Origin of the sequence: Streptomyces sp. AcH 505, assembly GCF_000818175.1 — a bacterium.
In the GTDB taxonomy this organism is placed as follows: Bacteria; Actinomycetota; Actinomycetes; order Streptomycetales; family Streptomycetaceae; genus Streptomyces.
Genome location: NZ_JTIY01000002.1, coordinates 142,279 through 158,570, shown reverse-complemented (window position 1 = coordinate 158,570; position 16,292 = coordinate 142,279). Strand labels below are relative to the sequence as shown.

13 protein-coding genes are annotated in these 16,292 nt (G+C 71.5%); 7 read left to right on the top strand and 6 right to left on the bottom strand.

The features are described 5' to 3' along the window. A partial coding sequence (locus HY68_RS30855; RefSeq protein WP_041998028.1) for an ATP-binding protein occupies positions 1-1,909 on the top strand: 1,909 nt, incomplete at its 5' end. A gap of 150 nt (positions 1,910-2,059) precedes the next feature. Beyond that, positions 2,060-3,529, top strand: a complete 1,470-nt coding sequence (locus HY68_RS30850; RefSeq protein WP_241778813.1) for an MFS transporter — start codon at positions 2,060-2,062, stop codon at positions 3,527-3,529. Positions 3,530-3,562: 33 nt separating this feature from the next. Here HY68_RS30850 and HY68_RS30845 read toward each other — a convergent pair whose 3' ends face one another. After that, positions 3,563-4,906: a M1 family metallopeptidase gene (locus HY68_RS30845; protein ID WP_241778890.1), complete on the bottom strand. Its 1,344-nt coding sequence runs from the start codon at positions 4,904-4,906 to the stop codon at positions 3,563-3,565. A 249-nt stretch (positions 4,907-5,155) separates the two neighbouring features. Next, entirely contained in the window at positions 5,156-5,932 is a 777-nt protein-coding gene (locus HY68_RS30840) for a LysR substrate-binding domain-containing protein (RefSeq protein ID WP_041998022.1), read from the bottom strand. A 58-nt stretch (positions 5,933-5,990) separates the two neighbouring features. On the opposite strand from HY68_RS30840, the gene HY68_RS30835 reads away from it, so the two are divergent. Then, positions 5,991-6,380, top strand: coding sequence for a DUF5997 family protein (locus HY68_RS30835; RefSeq protein ID WP_041998020.1), 390 nt, complete (start codon positions 5,991-5,993; stop codon positions 6,378-6,380). 78 nt (positions 6,381-6,458) lie between these two features. Here HY68_RS30835 and HY68_RS30830 read toward each other — a convergent pair whose 3' ends face one another. Continuing rightward, on the bottom strand, positions 6,459-6,653 hold the full coding sequence (locus tag HY68_RS30830; protein WP_041998018.1) for a hypothetical protein: 195 nt from the start codon (positions 6,651-6,653) through the stop codon (positions 6,459-6,461). Positions 6,654-6,745: 92 nt separating this feature from the next. Next, positions 6,746-7,168 carry a YjbQ family protein gene (locus HY68_RS30825; RefSeq protein WP_041998016.1) on the bottom strand — a complete coding sequence of 141 codons (423 nt, stop codon included), beginning with the start codon at positions 7,166-7,168 and terminating at the stop codon, positions 6,746-6,748. A gap of 74 nt (positions 7,169-7,242) precedes the next feature. Between HY68_RS30825 and HY68_RS30820 the strand changes: the two genes are divergently transcribed. Next, positions 7,243-8,337, top strand: a complete 1,095-nt coding sequence (locus HY68_RS30820; protein ID WP_041998014.1) for an NAD(P)-binding domain-containing protein — start codon at positions 7,243-7,245, stop codon at positions 8,335-8,337. A 45-nt stretch (positions 8,338-8,382) separates the two neighbouring features. Here the strand turns inward: HY68_RS30820 and mltG are convergent, their stop codons facing one another. Continuing rightward, complete coding sequence (mltG, locus tag HY68_RS30815; RefSeq protein ID WP_041998012.1) at positions 8,383-9,243, bottom strand: endolytic transglycosylase MltG; 861 nt, start codon at positions 9,241-9,243, stop codon at positions 8,383-8,385. A gap of 393 nt (positions 9,244-9,636) precedes the next feature. Further along, positions 9,637-11,475, bottom strand: a complete 1,839-nt coding sequence (locus HY68_RS30810; protein WP_041998010.1) for an ABC transporter ATP-binding protein — start codon at positions 11,473-11,475, stop codon at positions 9,637-9,639. A 96-nt stretch (positions 11,476-11,571) separates the two neighbouring features. On the opposite strand from HY68_RS30810, the gene HY68_RS30805 reads away from it, so the two are divergent. The 3 genes from HY68_RS30805 to HY68_RS30795 form a co-directional block, all read left to right on the top strand. Further along, positions 11,572-12,015 (top strand): MarR family transcriptional regulator, encoded by a 444-nt coding sequence (locus HY68_RS30805; protein WP_041998008.1) that lies wholly within the window; start codon positions 11,572-11,574, stop codon positions 12,013-12,015. A gap of 83 nt (positions 12,016-12,098) precedes the next feature. Then, entirely contained in the window at positions 12,099-15,035 is a 2,937-nt protein-coding gene (locus tag HY68_RS30800; RefSeq protein ID WP_041998006.1) for an FAD-binding and (Fe-S)-binding domain-containing protein, read from the top strand. A 127-nt stretch (positions 15,036-15,162) separates the two neighbouring features. Beyond that, positions 15,163-16,292 (top strand): ABC transporter ATP-binding protein (locus HY68_RS30795; protein WP_042000265.1); only part of this gene is annotated, 1,130 nt, incomplete at its 3' end.

Sequence of the window (16,292 nt, the reverse complement as noted above, 5' to 3'; positions counted from 1 at the left end):
CGTACGGGCCGCCGCACAGCGGTTCTGGGCGTACGGCGCGGGCGACTCGCGCCGCGCCTCGTGGCAGCGCAGGGCCCGCTCGCTGGCGCGGGCCCGTGCCGCCTTCGGGCCCGCTCCCGCGATCGACGCGCTGCGCCGGGAGTGGGCGGCTGCGATCGAGGAGGCGCTGCCCGGGGAGGAGCCGGGAGACGCGGTCGCCTCGTACCTCTTCGAGGAGCTGACGGGCGGCCCCGCCGGCTTCGTCACCAGCGCTTCGACCCGCACGCTGCTGGACAAGTTCCGCCGGGCGGCGGGCACGTCGGCCTACGACGAGGATCTGCTCGCGCTCGGCGACGACCCGCACGCGCGCCGTCAGCTCGTCGAGGGCTGGCTCGCTCCGTACGCCGCTTCGAGCGGTACGGAGCTGGACCCCGGTGAGCTGGCCGAGGCGGTCGCCGTCGAGCTGTGTCCTGAGCTGGAGCGGTACGAGAGCGACGCGGCGCTGACGGTGACCGTCGAGGGGCTGCTGGGCACCCACCCCCGGATCGCCCGGGGCAGGATGACCGTTCGGCTGGACGAACTCCTCGCCCGTACCACGGAGTTCCGTACGAAGACGATGCCGGGCTTCCGCGCGTACCAGCGGCTGCGCAGCCGGCTCGTCGCCGCCGAGCGGCGCCGGCTGCGGCTGGAGGACCACCGGCCGCGTGTGATGCCGGCGTTCGTCCGCAACCGGCTGCTCGACGAGGTGTACCTGCCGCTGATCGGTGACGCGCTCGCCAAACAGATCGGCGCCGCGGGCGCCGGCCGGCGCACCGACTCGCAGGGCATGCTGCTGCTGGTCTCGCCGCCCGGCTACGGCAAGACGACGCTGCTGGAGTACGTCGCCGACCGGCTCGGCATGGTCCTGGTCAAGATCAGCGGTCCGGCGCTGGGCCACGAGGTGACCTCGCTCGACCCGGCCGAGGCAGGCAGTGTGACGGCGCGTCAGGAGATCGAGAAGATCAATTTCGCGCTCGCCGCAGGCAACAACACACTGCTCTACCTGGACGACATCCAGCACACCTCACCCGAACTGCTCCAGCGGTTCATTCCGCTCTGCGACGCGACCCGCCGGGTCGAGGGGGTCAGGGACGGCCGGCCGCACAGCTACGACCTGCGCGGCAAGCGGTTCGCCGTCTGCATGGCCGGCAATCCGTACACCGGCTCCGGGGAGCGGTTCCAGATCCCGGACATGCTCGCCAACCGCGCCGACGTCTGGAATCTCGGCGAGGTGCTGACCGGCCGTGACGAGGTGTTCGCGATGAGCTTCGTGGAGAACGCGCTGACCGCCAACCCCGTGCTCGCGCCGCTGGCGGGCCGCTCCCGGAGCGATCTCGAACTGCTGGTACGCCGCGCCCGCGGGCACGGCGCGGGGCCCGCCGAGCGGACCGAGCACGCGTACACCCCGGCCGAGGTGGAGCGGATCCTCGCCGTACTGCGCCATCTGCTCGCCGCGCGGGAGACCGTCCTCGCGGTGAACTCCGCGTATCTCGCCTCGGCGGCCCGGACCGCGCAGACCCGTACCGAGCCGCCGTTCCGGCTGCAGGGGTCGTACCGCGACATGAACAAGATCGCCGAGCGGATCGTGCCGGTGATGAACGAGGCCGAATTGTCGGCCGTCGTGGACGACCACTACACGGCGGAGGCGCAGACCCTCACCACGGGGGCCGAGTCGAATCTGCTGAAGCTCGCCGAGCTGCGCTCCGCGCTCACCGCCGAGCAGGCGGCGCGCCTGTCCGCGATCAACGCGTCGTACGTACGCACCCAGGCGCTCGGCGGGCCCGACGGCGATCCCATGGCTCGCGCGGTGGCCGCGCTCGGCCTTCTCGCCGACCGGGTGGCCGCTGTCGGGACGGCCATCACCAACGCATCGGCGGCGGCCGGGGACTGAGCGGGGCCACGGGCGGGGCGCGTCCCGGGGGCGACTGCCGCCGGGACGCGGGCGTGTCAGCCGTGACCCAGGGTCACCGCGATCTACGCTGCTGACCATCCGTCAGGCCGCCGCCGATCACAAAGGGCAACCATGCCGCTCAGGCTTCCCGTGCCACGCATCCTCAGCCGCGTCCCACTGGCCGGGAACTACCCCGCGGCAGTGATCATGGTGCTCCTCGCACTGAGCCCCTACCTGATCCTCACCACGGCGACCTCCTTCGCGCTGCCGGTCCTCATGCACGACCTCAGCGCCACCCGGTTCGAGTTGCAGCTCACCAGCGGCATGTCCAACGCGGGGTACGCGTTCGGTGCCGTGGGCGCCGCCGACCTGCTCCAGCGGCTGCCGCGGCGGGTGGTCTACCTGCTCGCCGAGTCCGGGTTCGTCCTGGGCTCCGTCCTGGCGCTGAGCGCCCCGGGGATCGGGCTGTTCATGGCCGGTCTGATCCTCCAGGGGCTGTGCACCGGCATGCTGCTGGTCTCCGCGCTGCCGCCGCTGATCCTGGGGCACGGCATCGAACGGCTGCCGTTCACCGCCGCGGTCATCAGCATCGGGCTGTTCGGCATGGTGACGGCGGGACCGCTGGTGGGCGGGCTGATCGGCAGTTACGGCGGCTGGCGGCTGCTCTACACCTCGGTGGCCGTGCTCGCCGCCGTCGGACTGACCCTCGGGGCCCTGACGTTCGAGAGCAACGAACCCTACGCGCGGGGCACGCGATTCGACTGGCTCGCCATTCCGCTCGCCTTCGGCACGGCGTTCCTGCCGTTCTTCGGGGTCTCCTGGCTGTCCCGTGGCTCGTTCTCCGACGCCGCGTTCCTCGCCCCGGTCATCGTCGGCCTGCTGATCGGTGCCGTCCTGATCGTCGGTCAGTACCACAAGAAGAACGCACTGATGCCGGTACGCCCCATCAGCAACACACTGCCCGTCAGCGGGACCCTCGGCGCGATGCTCGTCGGGGCCGCCTTCACCACCCTGCTGGAGCTGGCCGAGGTCTATCTGGAGGAGGTGGCGCGCTACTCCCCGATCAAGTCGGGCGCGCTGATCGCTCCGATGGTGCTCGGAGTGGTGATCGCTTCCGTGCTGTTCAAGCAACTGGTGACCACCCGCTGGACACCGGTCCTGGCACTCTCCGGGATCGTCAGCGTCGCCGTCGGCGCCGGGATCCTGCTGGCGGTCTCGGCGTCGAACGCGTCCGCCGTGGTGCCGGTCGCCATGCTGTTCCTGGGCTTCGGCGCGGGCGCCGGCGTCACCCCCGGACTGTTCCTCGCCGGTTTCTCGGTGTCGGCCGCACAGCTCGGTCCGACCTTCGCCCTGGTCGAACTGCTGCGCTCCGAGGCCGCGTTCCTGATCGGCCCGGTCCTGGTGCATCTCGCCATGACGACGGGATCCGACTTCGCCGACGGCTACCGGACGTCGGTGGTGGTCACCCTGATCCTGACGGTCGTCGGCGGGCTGGTCGTCATCGGCATCTGGCTGGCCGGCGGCTCCCGCCCGAAGCGCCCCGACCTGGCGGCCTGGGCCTCCGGTACGTCGACGGCCTTCCACTCGCCGCCGATCGGGGCCAGGTTCCGCAAGGCGTGACGCGCGGCGCGGGCACCCCAGCCACGACGGCGACTACGGCTTGGCCGGCTTGCCCGCCGTACCGATCCAGGTGTGGAACAGCGGCCCGAGATGCTTGCCCGACACCTTCTCGCTCAGGGCGACGAACTGGGCCGTGGTGCCGTTGCCGTAACGGTGGCCGCGCGCCCAGGACTTCAGGATCGTGAAGAAGTCCCGGTCGCCGACGGCCGTGCGCAGCTTCTGCAGTGCCATCGCGCCGCGCGTGTAGACGGGTGAGGCGAAGATGTTCTCGCCGCTGCCGGGATCCGCGGTGGGGAACGCCCAGAGACCGCTGGTCGCCGGCGACGCGTAGTAGTGGTCGAAGCTGGCCTGCGCGCTCTGCCCGCCGTGCTGCTCCTCCCAGAGCCATTCGGCGTACGTCGCGAAGCCCTCGTTGAGCCAGATGTCCTGCCAGCTCGTCAGGCTCACGGAGTCGCCGAACCACTGGTGTGCCATCTCGTGCACGACCGTGCCGACGTCCGGAGCCCTGTCGTACACCGGCCTGGTCTGCGTCTCCAGCGCGTAGCCGACATCGGGGGCGTGGTCGACGATGGCGCCGGCCGCCGAGAACGGGTAGGGGCCGAACCGCTTGGTCTCCCAGTTGAGGATCTCGGGGATCTCGGCCAGCGCGGGGGCGGCCTCCGCCGCCTCCCTCGGGTCCACGGCGTTGTACACCGGGATGCCCGAAGCCGTCCTGTAGCTCTGGACGGTGAACTTGCCGACCGTGGCGGTGGCGAGATAGGCCGCCATCGGCTCGCGCTGGTCCCAGCGGAACGTCGTCTTCCCGTGGCTGGTCCGCTGTGACTTCAGCACACCGTTCGCCACCGCCGTGTACCCCTTGGGCACGGTGATCTCGAACGCGTACGAGGCCTTGTCGAGCGGATGGTTGTCGGCGGGGAACCAGGACATGGCGCCCTGCGGCTCCCCCGCGACGAACGCGCCGTCGTCGGTGGCGATCCAGCCGTCCGGCGATCCGTCCGGGTCGGTCACGTCGGCGGGGACGCCGCCGTAGCTGACCTCGACCCGGAAGGCGGCGCCTCGGCGCAGCGTCTTGTGCGGGGTGACGACCAACTCTTGGCCGTGCCGTGTCCACTTCGCCGTACGGCCGTCCACGCGCACGCTCCTGACCGTGAGACCTGACAGGTCGAGGTCGAACGTCCGCAGGTCCTTGCCGCCGGTCCGCGCGGTGATCGTCGCTTCGCCGTCCAACCGCTTGGTGCCCGGGTCGTAGGCGAGGTCGAGGCCGTAGTGCCCTACGGAGTAGCCGCCGTTGCCCGCCAGCGGGAAGTACGGGTCGCCGAGCCCGGGGGCGCCCGCCTTCGCCGCGACGGCCGCGACGGCGGTGCCCTCGGTGGTCAGGGTGAGGGCGGTGATCGCGAGGACGGCGACGGTGGTGCTCAGGAGGCCGGACCGGACGAAGCCGCGAAGCGGCCGGGCACCGTCGGCGGACGGGTGGGCAGCGGGCACGAGCACTCCTGACACCGGGAACAGGGCTGGTACGAAGGCGACCAAACCTTATTGCCCGGTACACGAAACTGACAAGACGCCAATATGCCTGCTGGTGCGGGGTGCGGGGTCGGTTCCCCGGGCACGATCCCGGGGGGAGCCTCAGGACCGGCGGCGCGGTTTGCCGCGCTTGCCGCCCTTGGCACCGGCGGACCCGCCGCGCGGGTTCTTGCCGGTGGCTTTGCCCGCCGCCGGCTTGCGCCGCGCGCCGCCGCCGCCCGAACCGGGGCGTTCCTTCTTCGGCTGCGTCGGGGCGGCGGCCGGGGGTGTGCGGCCCCGGGTGCTGTTGACCGTACGGCCGCGCACGATCCCGATGAAGTCCTCGACCAGATCGGTGGTGGCGTCCTCCGGCCAGGACAGCGCGATCCGCGACTCGGGCGCGTCGGAGAGGGGCCGGTAGGTCAGGTCCCTGCGGTGGTGCAGCCGGGCGAGGGACTGCGGGACGACGAGCAGGCCCACCCCCGCCGCGACCAGCTCGACGGCGTCGACCGTCGTCTCGGGGCGTTCGTTCGCCGCCTGTCCCGGCGGGCGCTCCCATTCGAGCGTGTCGTCGAGGGGGTGCAGCACGATGTCGTCGGCCAGCTCCTGCGCCGACACCTCTTCCACCGCCGCCACGACATGGTCCTTCGGGACCACGACCACGGTGGTCTCGGTGTAGAGCGGGATCGCGCTGAGGTCCGTCCGGTCGATCGGCAGCCGCACGAGCCCGGCGTCGGCGCCGCCGTCCCGCAGGACGTCCGCGGCCTCGGCCGCCGACACGGGGACGAGGGTCAGCGGGGTGTCCGGCAGCCGCTCGTGCCAGATCCGCACCCACTTGGTGGGGGTCACGCCGGGGACGTAGGCGAGGCGGAACGAAGGGGGCACTTCCGAGCCTGTCACCCCGCCAGGTTACCGGTCGTGGTCAGCGGCGTCGCACCCGCTCGATACCCTGGTCACCATGACGTCGCAGCAGACCACCCAGACCATGAAGCCGGCGACAGCCGCGAAGAAGCTGGGTGTGTACCTTGAGGCCACCCCCGCCGAGTTCCAGGAGGGGGTCGTCTCTCGCAACGAACTGAGCGCGCTCCAGGCGGAGCCGCCCGAGTGGCTCGAGGAGTTGCGCCGCAACGGCCCGCACCCCCGCCCGGTGGTGGCGGCCAAGCTCGGCGTCTCCATCGCGGGTCTCGCCCGCGGCGGGGTGACCGAACCGCTCACCACGGAGCAGATCGAGGCGCTGAAGGAAGCCGGCCCCGACTGGCTCACGCGGGAGCGCGCCACCCAGGCCGAGGTGCGCAAGGAAGCCGTCCGTATCAAGGAGAAGAACGCCGCACGGCGCGAAGCCGACTGACGCCAGCGCTCCTCGGTACGGGCCGATACGGGCCGGTCACGACGTGGCGGTCACGCTGTGCCGGTCACGCTGTGCCGGTCACGGGAACATGAAGATCCCGATGAGGATCTCCAGGAAGACCGCGCCCACCAGCGCGCCGAAGGTCAGGCTCCCCTTGTGGTGCAGCGGTTTCCGCGCTCCGCCGCCACGGGGCCTGTCCTCGGCGAGCGTGGGGTTGGCCGGCCGGTCGAGGGCGTAGAAGCTGTCGTTCTCGTGCGTTTCGATGTATGCCATGAGGACCCCTTCATCGTGGTCTCGGCATGTCCTACTGACCATTTTTCCCCAAATAGGACTATCTACACAGAACGGACAGCGACGTCTCGGGTTCAGCCGAGGAAACTCAGCCGCACCTGCCGGCTCTCGTTGTCGACGTTCGTGTCGACCAGGCACACCGACTGCCAGGTGCCCAGCTCCAGCCGGCCGGCGACGACCGGCAGGGTGGCGTGCGGAGGGACGAGCGCCGGCAGGACGTGGTCCCTGCCGTGGCCGGGGCTGCCGTGGCGGTGCTGCCAGCGGTTGTCGGCGGGGAGCAGCGTCCTGAGCTGGCCGAGCAGGTCCTCGTCGCTGCCCGCGCCCGTCTCGATGAGGGCCACTCCCGCCGTGGCGTGCGGCACGAACACGTTCAGCAGGCCGTCGCGGCCGTCCGCCACGTCGTGGAGGAACGCGGCGCAGTCCCGGGTCAGGTCGACGACCGCCTCTTCGCTGCCGCTGTCGATGTGCAGGATCCTGGTGGTGAATGCGTGTGACATAGCCCCTATCGTGCCGCGCGACGGGGCGGGGCGCGCACGGGAAGATCCCCGGTTTCGGAGCTGTTGGCAGAGGCGTGAACGACTTCGGGGTGCGCGATGTGGACGTGGTGGTCATCGGCGCCGGTCAGGCCGGTCTGTCGAGCGGGTACCACCTGCGGCGTACGGGCTTCGAGCCGGACCGGGATTTCGTCGTGCTCGACCACGCACCGCGCCCCGGCGGCGCCTGGCAGTTCCGATGGCCCTCGCTGACCTACGGCAAGGTGCACGGCATGCACGCGCTGCCCGGTATGGAACTGGTCAGTAAGGACGCCGACGCCGGGCGTCCTTCGGCCGAGGTGATCGGCGCGTATTTCACCGCCTACGAGGAACGGTTCGGGCTGCGGGTGCACCGGCCCGTGGATGTCTCGGCGGTGCGCGAGGGCGAAGCGGGGCGGCTCCTGGTGGAGACGTCCGAGGGTGGGTGGCGGGGCCGCGCGGTCATCAACGCGACCGGGACCTGGGACCGTCCGTTCTGGCCCCGCTACCCCGGGCAGGAGACCTTCCGCGGGCGGCAGTTGCACACGGCGCACTACCAAGGGCCCGCCGAGTTCGCCGGGTTGCGGGTGGTCGTGGTGGGCGGCGGCGCTTCGGGGACCCAGCATCTGATGGAGATCGCCGAGGTTGCGGCGGACACCACCTGGGTGACACGGCGCGAACCGGTCTACCGGGAGGGCCCGTTCGGCGAGGAGCAGGGGCGGGCCGCCGTCGCTCTCGTCGAGGAGCGGGTGCGGCGCGGCCTGCCGCCGCAGAGTGTCGTCTCGGTGACCGGGCTGCCGCTGACCGACGCGATCCGCACGGCACGCGAGGACGGTGTGCTCGACCGGCAGCCGATGTTCGACCGGATCACCCCGGAGGGCGTGGCCTGGGACGACGGCCGGCGGGTGGCTGCCGATGTGATCCTCTGGGCGACGGGCTTCCGGCCGGCCGTCGACCATCTCGCGCCGCTGCGGCTGCGTGAGCCGGGCGGCGGTATCCGGGTCGAGGACACGCGCGCCGTACGGGACGAACGCGTCCATCTCGTGGGGTACGGGCCTTCGGCCTCCACCATCGGCGCCAACAGGGCGGGCCGTACGGCCGTACGGGACATCAGGCGGCTGCTGGCCCGGGAGCCGGCGGGGGCTGCGGTCTGAGCCGCGGGGCCCGAGTCGCCCGGCCCGACGTGCCGCCGACCACGGTCAGTTGCCGCTCGCGTGGCCGCGGTTCTCGTTGAACTCCCGGACGTTGCTGCGCTGTTCCTCGTAGGTCTCGGCGAACCGGGTGTCGCCGTCGGCGACGGTGACGAAGTACAGCCAGTGCCCGGGGGTCGGGTTGACCGCCGCGTTCATCGCGGCGTCCCCGGGGTTGCCGATCGGGGTGGGCGGCAGCCCTCGGTGCGCGTAGGTGTTGTACGGGCTCCTGGTCTTCGTGTCGTCGTGGCTGGTGTCCAGCGTGGCGCGGCCCAGGGCGTAGTTGAGGGTCGAGTCCATCTGCAGGGGCATGTCCATGGCCAGCCGGTTGTGCACGACCCTGGCCACCTTTCCCATGTCGGCCACGGTCGCCGCCTCCGCCTGCACGATGCTGGCGATCGTCACGGCCTGATAGACCGTCACCCCGTTGCGCCGGGCCCCCGCCGCGATCCGGTCGGCGCCGAAGCGCCGGTTGGCGGTGTTGACCATGAAACTGAGCAGGCTCGCCGGTGTCGTCGCGCGGCCGACCGGATAGGTGGCGGGATAGAGATAGCCCTCCGGGTTGCCACGTGCGGCGGTCGGCAGCGTGAGCGCGCCCCCGGTCGCCGCCTTGCGTGTCGTACCGGCGGGGACGGACAGCGCGCGGTCGGCGGCGGCGTACACCTGGGTGGCGCGGCGCCCCTCCGGCACGACCAGGGTGGCCTGCTCACCGCCTCCTCCGCCGCCGCTGTCGTCGCCGGTCAGCAGTAGGACGGGCACGGCGACGGCGGTCGCCACCGCGAGCAGGGCGCCTGTCAGCACGACCAGCCGGCCGCGGCGGGTCAACCGGGTGCGGCGCCCGGGTCCGGTACGCGGAGGGTGGTTGGTCATGCGGGCACGCTAACCCGGAGTGATCACCGAATCCGGTAGCTGAGCTGCGACGACACGGACGGCGCCCCGACCGCGCCACAAGCACGAACAAACGAACGTGGGATCGGTTGTTCGTCAGAAGGTGTGATCGTCAGGATTTCCATTGCCCGATCACTCTGTGAAGCGTGATGCTTACGGGGCGCAAGCGACGGGCTGCAGACCGGAGCCGCGCAGTCCCACATCAGCATTACGTATTGAGGAGAAGCACCACCATGAACGTCATCACCAACCTGCTCGCCGGCCTCGTCCACTTCGTGGGCTGGCTCGTCTGACGCCTCGACCGCGAGCCCGGCGCCGCTGCTCCCCGTCCCACGGGAGCAGCGGCGCTGCCGCGTTTCTGGGCACGGGACCGCCTCACGACGAGACCGCTGCCAGACCGTCGGACGGCCGGTCGGCCGACTCGCCCCTGCGGAGCAGGTCGGCGTACCGGCCGTTCCGCGCGACCAGCTCGTCGTGCGTGCCCCGCTCGGCGATACGGCCCGCGTCGAGGACGACGATCTGGTCCGCGTCCCTGACGGTGGAGAGCCGGTGGGCGATGGTGATGGTGGTGCGCCCCGCGGAGAGCGCGTCGATGGCCTGCTGCACCGCGTGTTCGGTGCGGGTGTCCAGGGCGCTGGTCGCCTCGTCGAGGATCAGCACGGGCGGGTCGCGCAGGATCGTACGGGCAATCGCCAGCCGCTGCTTCTCGCCTCCGGAGAAGCGGTAGCCGCGCTCGCCGACCAGGGTGTCGTAGCCGTCGGGCAGCGACGCGATGTGGTCGTGGATCTGGGCGGCCCTCGCGGCCGTCTCGATCTCCTCGGCCGTGGCCTCGGGCTTGGCGAACCGCAGGTTCTCGGCGACGGACGCGTGGAAGAGGTAGGTCTCCTGGGAGACCACGCCGACCGCGCGGGCCAGCGTGTCGAAGTCCAGGTCACGGACGTCGACGCCGTCGAGCTCGACCCGGCCGCCCGTCACGTCGTAGAGCCGGGGGACGAGATAGCTGAGCGTCGACTTGCCGGATCCGGTGGGTCCGACGACGGCGAGGCTGCCGCCCGCGGGGACGGTCAGGTCGATACCGGTCAGGGTCGGCGCGCCCTTGTCGTCGTACGCGAAGTCGACATCGGCGAAGCGCACCTCTCCCGCGACCCGGTCGATCGTGACCGGCTCGTCGGGCTCGGTGATGTCCACCGGCAGGTCGAGGTATTCGAAGATGCGCTGGAACAGGGCGAGCGACGTCTGCATCTGCACGCCCGTGGCGAGCAGGCTCACCGCCGGACGGAAGAGACCCTGCTGGAGCGAGACGAAGGCGACCAGGGTGCCGATCGAGACGGCCGGCCCCTGGCTGTGCAGCGCCATGCCCGCCACCCAGTAGATGACGGCCGGCATGGCGGCCATGACGATGCCGATGGTCGACATCCGCCAGCGCCCCGCCATGTTGGAGCGGATCTCCAGGTCGACGAGCCGCTCGGACTCGTCGGCGAAGGTCTTGGTGAGCGAGTCGGCCCGGCCCATCGTGCGGCCGAGGAGGATGCCGCTGACGGACAGCGACTCGGTGACGGTGGCCGCCATCGTGGCCATCTGGCGCTGGCGGTGGGTGGTGATCTTCTTGCGCTCGCGGCCGACACGGCGGCTGATCCAGACGAAGACCGGCAGCAGCAGCATCGACACGATCGTCAGCCGCCAGTCCAGCGCGATCATGGCGACGACGGTCGCGATGACGGAGGTGAGGTTGGAGACGAGCGAGGTGGCCGTCGAGGTGACGGTGGCCTGCATGCCGCCGATGTCGTTGGCGATCCTGGACTGGACCTCGCCGGTCCTGGTCCTGGTGAAGAAGGCGAGCGGCATGCGCTGGAGCTGGCCGTACACGGCGGTGCGCAGGTCGTGCATGACGCGCTGGCCGACCGTGGTCGAGATCAGCGTCTGGAGCACACTGAAGACGCTGTTGACCACGGCGGTGACGATCATGCCGAGCGCGAGCAGGGTCAGCAGGCCCGTGCGCCCCTGCGGGATCGCGGTGTCGAGGATCGCCCGCAGCATGAACGGCGAGGCGACGGAGACCAGCGACGAGGCGCCGACGAGCAGTCCGACGACGGCGAGCCGGCCGCGGTAGGGGCGGAAGAGGCCGAAGATGCGCCGCAACTGGGCGGGGGGCTCCGGCTGCCCGGGGCCGCCGGCGCGGTCCTGGGGTGTCCAGGTGGACGGTTCGGGTTTCATGGGCTCCTTCGGGAGTGGAGAGGGGAGCGAACTTTGGTGAGCATAGCTCACTGTTACCTATGTACACAATGAGCGCTGTCCTGGTATTGTTCCCGCATGAACTCCCCCGACCGTGACGGCATGCTGGCCGAGCAGCTGCTGCGGCTGAACCGCCGGCTCCACCGCATCCAGAAGCGCCAGCTGGAGCCGATCGGCATCACCCCGGCGCAGGCCCGTCTGCTGCGCGCGGTCGCGGCGTACGACGAGCCGCCGCGCATGGCCGACCTGGCGGCGCGGATGGAGGTGGTCCCCCGCGCGGTGACCACTCTGGTGGACGGGCTTGAGTCCAGCGGATGGGTGCGGCGGGCGCCCGACCCGACCAACCGCCGGGTGGTGCGGATCGAGATCACCGAGGCCGGGCGCGAGACGCTGCGCGCGCTGCGTACGGCCCGCCGTTCGGCGGCCGAGGACATCCTGGCGCCGCTCGACGCGGACCAGCGCGATGTGCTCGGCGGGCTGCTGTCTACCCTGGTGGACGGAGGGCCGGAGCGGCGCTGCTGATCGCAGGCGGTGCCGCTGACCAGCGACGCACTGCCGGCCGCCGCCCGCGTCACCGCGTACGACGACCGCCGAGGAGCCCGTTCATGCCACTGCTGGAGCCGAAGCCGCAGGCGCTCCGCCCGCGTCACACCAAGGGTCCGGCCGCCCATGACCGGGTCTCCGACGACCGGGCCAAGGGCAGTCCCGAGACGCTGCGCGACGAGCTGGTCGCGCTCCTCGGCCCCGACCGGGTGCTCTCGAAGATCTCCGACCTGGTGCGGTACGCGTCCGACGCCAGCCCGTACCGCTTCCTGCCGCAGGTGGTCGTGGTGCCGCGCGACATCGGGGAGATCTCGGCCGTGCTCGGCTACGCGCACCGCGAGGGCCGTGAGGTGGTCTTCCGCGCGGCGGGCACGTCGTTGAACGGTCAGGCGCAGGGCGAGGACATCCTGGTCGACGTGCGCAGGCACTGGACGGGCGTCGAGGTGCTCGACGACGGCGCCCGGGCGCGGGTCAGCCCCGGTACGACCGTGGCGCGCGCCAATGCCACGCTCGCCCGGCACGGCCGGCTGCTCGGCCCCGACCCGGCGAGCGCCATCGCCTGCACCGTCGGCGGTGTCGTGGCCAACAACGCGTCGGGGATGACGGCGGGCATCACCCGTAACTCGTACCGCACCGTCGCCTCGCTGACCTTCGTGCTGCCGAGCGGCACGGTCGTCGACACGGCGGCGCCGGACGCCGACGAGGCGCTGGCGCGCGCCGAGCCCGAGCTGTGTGCCGGGCTGCTCGCGGTGAAGGCGGAGATCGAGGCGGACGCGGCGCTGACCGCGCGGATCCGCGCCAAGTACGAGATCAAGAACACCAACGGCTACCGGCTCGACGCCTTCCTGGACGGCGCGACGCCGGTGCAGATCCTGCGCGGTCTGATGGTCGGCTCCGAGGGCACGTTCGGCTTCATCTCCGACATCGTCTTCGACACCCTTCCGCTCGACCGGAAGGTCAGCACGGCGCTGCTGTTCTTCCCTTCCCTGCCCGCCGCGGCGGCCGCGGTCCCGCGCTTCACCGAGGCGGGCGCGATCGCCGTCGAGCTGATGGACGGCAACACGCTGCGCGCGTCGGTGAGCGTCGCCGGGGTGCCCGCTGACTGGGCCGGGCTCCCCCGCTCGACCGCCGCCCTGCTGGTGGAGTTCCGGGCGCCCGACGAAGCGGGCCAGGAGGTGTACGAGCAGGCGGCGGCCGAGGCCCTGAAGGGGCTCGACCTGGTCGTGCCCGTCCCTTCGGTGACCAACGCCTTCACCCGCGAGGCGGCGGTGATCAGCGGTTACTGGAAGGCGCGCAAGGCGTTCGTCACGGCGGTCGGCGGCGCGCGCCCGTCCGGTACGACGCTGATCACCGAGGACTTCGCCGTACCGCCGTCCCGGCTCGCCGACGCCTGCGAGGCGCTGCTCGAACTGCAGACCAGGCACGGCTTCGACGCGGCGGTCGCCGGTCATGCCGCGCACGGCAATCTGCACTTCCTGCTCGCGTTCGACGCGGCGAAGGAGACGGACGTCGAGCGGTACGCCGCGTTCATGGACGAGTTCTGCCGGCTGACGGTGGAGCGCTTCGACGGCTCGCTCAAGGCCGAACACGCCACGGGACGCAACATCGCACCGTTCCTCGAACTGGAATGGGGCCCGCAGGCCACGGAGTTGATGTGGCGGACGAAGCAGATCATCGACCCCGACGGGGTGCTGGCCCCGCGCATCGTGCTCGACCGCGATCCGAAGGCGCATCTGCGCGGCCTCAAGACCATCCCCGAGGTCGAGGCGATCGCCGACCCCTGTATCGAGTGCGGCTTCTGCGAACCGACCTGCCCGAGCCACGACCTGACCACCACGCCGCGCCAGCGCATCGTGCTGCGCAGGGAGATGATGCGCCAGCCGGGCGGTTCCCCCGTCGAGTCGAATCTGCTGGAGTCGTACGGCTACGACGCGGTGGACACCTGCGCGGGCGACTCCACCTGCAAGCTGGCCTGCCCGGTCGGCATCGACACCGGCGCGATGATGAAGGACTTCCGTCATCAGCGGCACTCCCCGCGTGAGGAGCGGATCGCCGAGCTGACCGCCCGGCACTTCAAGGCGGTCGAGGCTTCCGCGCGGCTCGCCGTCGCCGCTTCGAGCCGGATCAGCGACCGGCTCCTGGAGTCGGTCACCCGCAGGGCACGCGCGGCGGTGCGCCCCGATCTCGTCCCCGAGTGGCTGCCGGAGATCCCCGGCGCCGCGGCGCGCACCCTGCCCCGCACGAGCGAGCGGGCGGCGACCGCCGTCTACTACCCCGCCTGTGTGAACCGCATCTTCGGCGAGCCGGACGACCACAAGGGCCCGTCACTGCCGCAGGCGGTGGTCGCGCTGGCGAACCGCGCGGGACAGGCCGTCTGGATCCCGGAGGATGTGGCAGGCACCTGCTGCGCGACCATCTGGCACTCCAAGGGGTACGAGGCGGGCAACCGGCTGATGGCCAACCGCATCGTGGAGGCGGCGTGGCGCTGGACGGCGGGCGGCCGGCTCCCGCTGATCGTGGACGCCTCCTCCTGCACGCTCGGTATCGCCGAGGAGGTCGTGCCGTATCTCACCCCCGACAACCGGCAGTTGCACAAGGAGCTGACTGTCGTGGACTCGCTCGTCTGGGCGGCCGACACGCTGCTCCCCCGGCTGACGGTGCTGCGGAAGGCGGATTCGGCGGTCGTCCATCCGACCTGCTCGATGCGTCATCTCGGCGACGAGGAGCAGCTGCGTACGGTCGCCGAGGCCTGCGCCCATGAGGTGTACGTCCCGGACGACGCCCGCTGCTGCGCCTTCGCGGGTGACCGGGGCATGCTGCACAAGGAGCTGACGGATTCGGCCACCGCGCATGAGGCGGCCGAGGTCACCGGACGGAGTTTCGACGCGTACCTCTCGGCGAACCGGATGTGCGAGATCGGCATGGACCGGGCCACGGGACAGCACTACCAGTCGGTGCTGCTGGAGTTGGAGCGGGTGACCCGCCCCGCCGCCCCCTGACCGGCCGCGTCCCGCTCGGTCCCGGTGGCTCGTTTTGCCACCTCACCGCGGAAAAGCCGTTGCTCCGGGCCGTCCCGGAAGGCGAAGCTTGCACGGTTTGGGACCACTCCACGAGTCATGGGACATCATGCAGATTCGCGACCTTCCGTACGCCGACCCCGGGGTCCCCGACGCACGGTCGGGCCCCCGGTTCCTGCTGTGGCTGGGCCGCAACCAGTTGCGCGGCCAGCTCAAGGCGCTGGGCTGGGGCCTGCTGCACCATCTTTCCGTCGGCGGACTGCCGGTGGGCGCGGGACTCGCCGTGCAGGCGGTCGTCGACCGCTCCGGCGCGCGGCTGGCGCTCGCCGGCGGGCTCATCGCCGTGCTCGGCCTGGGGATCGCGGTCGGCGACACGATGCTGCATCGCACCGCCATCACCAACTGGATCACGGCGGCGGCGCGGCTCCAGCAGCTGCTGGCCCGCAAGACGGCGGAGCTGGGCTCGGCGCTGACCCGCCGGGTCGCGGCGGGTGAGGTCGTCGCCGTCTCCACCGGCGACGTGGAGAAGATCGGCTGGTTCGTGGAGGCGGTCTCCCGCTTCCTCGCCGCCGCCTGCGCGATCGTGCTGATCTGCGCGGGTCTCCTCTGGTACCTGCCGTCGCTGGGGCTGGTGGTCGCCATCGGCGTACCGGTCCTCGCCCTCGCCGTCCTGCCGTTGCTGCCGCGCGCCACCCAACGGGCCGACGTGCAGCGTGACAAGGCGGGCAAGGCCACCGAACTGGCCTCGGACACCGTCGCCGGGCTGCGGGTGCTGCGCGGGATCGGCGGCGAGGAGCTGTTCCTCGGCCGCTACCGCGCCGCTTCGCAGGAGGTCAGGAAGGCTGCGGTGCGCAGCGCCAGGATGTGGTCGCTGATCTCCGCCGTCCAGGTGCTGCTGCCGGGGATCATGCTGATCACGGTGGTCTGGTACGGGGCGAATCTGGCGCTGGACGGCCGGATCGACCCGGGCCAGCTGGTGACCGTCTACAGCGCGGTGACGCTGCTGATCTTCCCGCTCGGCCAGTTCGAGGAGATCGCCATGGCGTACTCCTTCTCCCGGCCTTCGGCGAAGCGCGCCGCCCGGGTGCTGGCACTGGAGCGCACCTCGTTCGAGGCCGAGCGCGGCGGCCTCGCCGACGCCAGGCCGACCGGTGATCTGTACGACCCGGCGACCGGGCTGCGCGTCCCCGCCGGGCTGCTGACCGCCGTGGTGTGCGGCGACCCGGACGCGGCGGGCCG

What these genes read in the sequence shown, in the direction of transcription:
- HY68_RS30835 (WP_041998020.1), top strand. Translation starts at nt 5,991, where the DNA reads ATGACGTCGCAGCAGACCACCCAGACCATGAAGCCGGCGACAGCCGCG.
- HY68_RS30830 (WP_041998018.1), bottom strand. Translation starts at nt 6,653, where the DNA reads ATGGCATACATCGAAACGCACGAGAACGACAGCTTCTACGCCCTCGAC.
- HY68_RS30825 (WP_041998016.1), bottom strand. Translation starts at nt 7,168, where the DNA reads ATGTCACACGCATTCACCACCAGGATCCTGCACATCGACAGCGGCAGC.
- mltG (WP_041998012.1), bottom strand. Translation starts at nt 9,243, where the DNA reads ATGACCAACCACCCTCCGCGTACCGGACCCGGGCGCCGCACCCGGTTG.
- HY68_RS30810 (WP_041998010.1), bottom strand. Translation starts at nt 11,475, where the DNA reads ATGAAACCCGAACCGTCCACCTGGACACCCCAGGACCGCGCCGGCGGC.
- HY68_RS30805 (WP_041998008.1), top strand. Translation starts at nt 11,572, where the DNA reads ATGAACTCCCCCGACCGTGACGGCATGCTGGCCGAGCAGCTGCTGCGG.
- HY68_RS30800 (WP_041998006.1), top strand. Translation starts at nt 12,099, where the DNA reads ATGCCACTGCTGGAGCCGAAGCCGCAGGCGCTCCGCCCGCGTCACACC.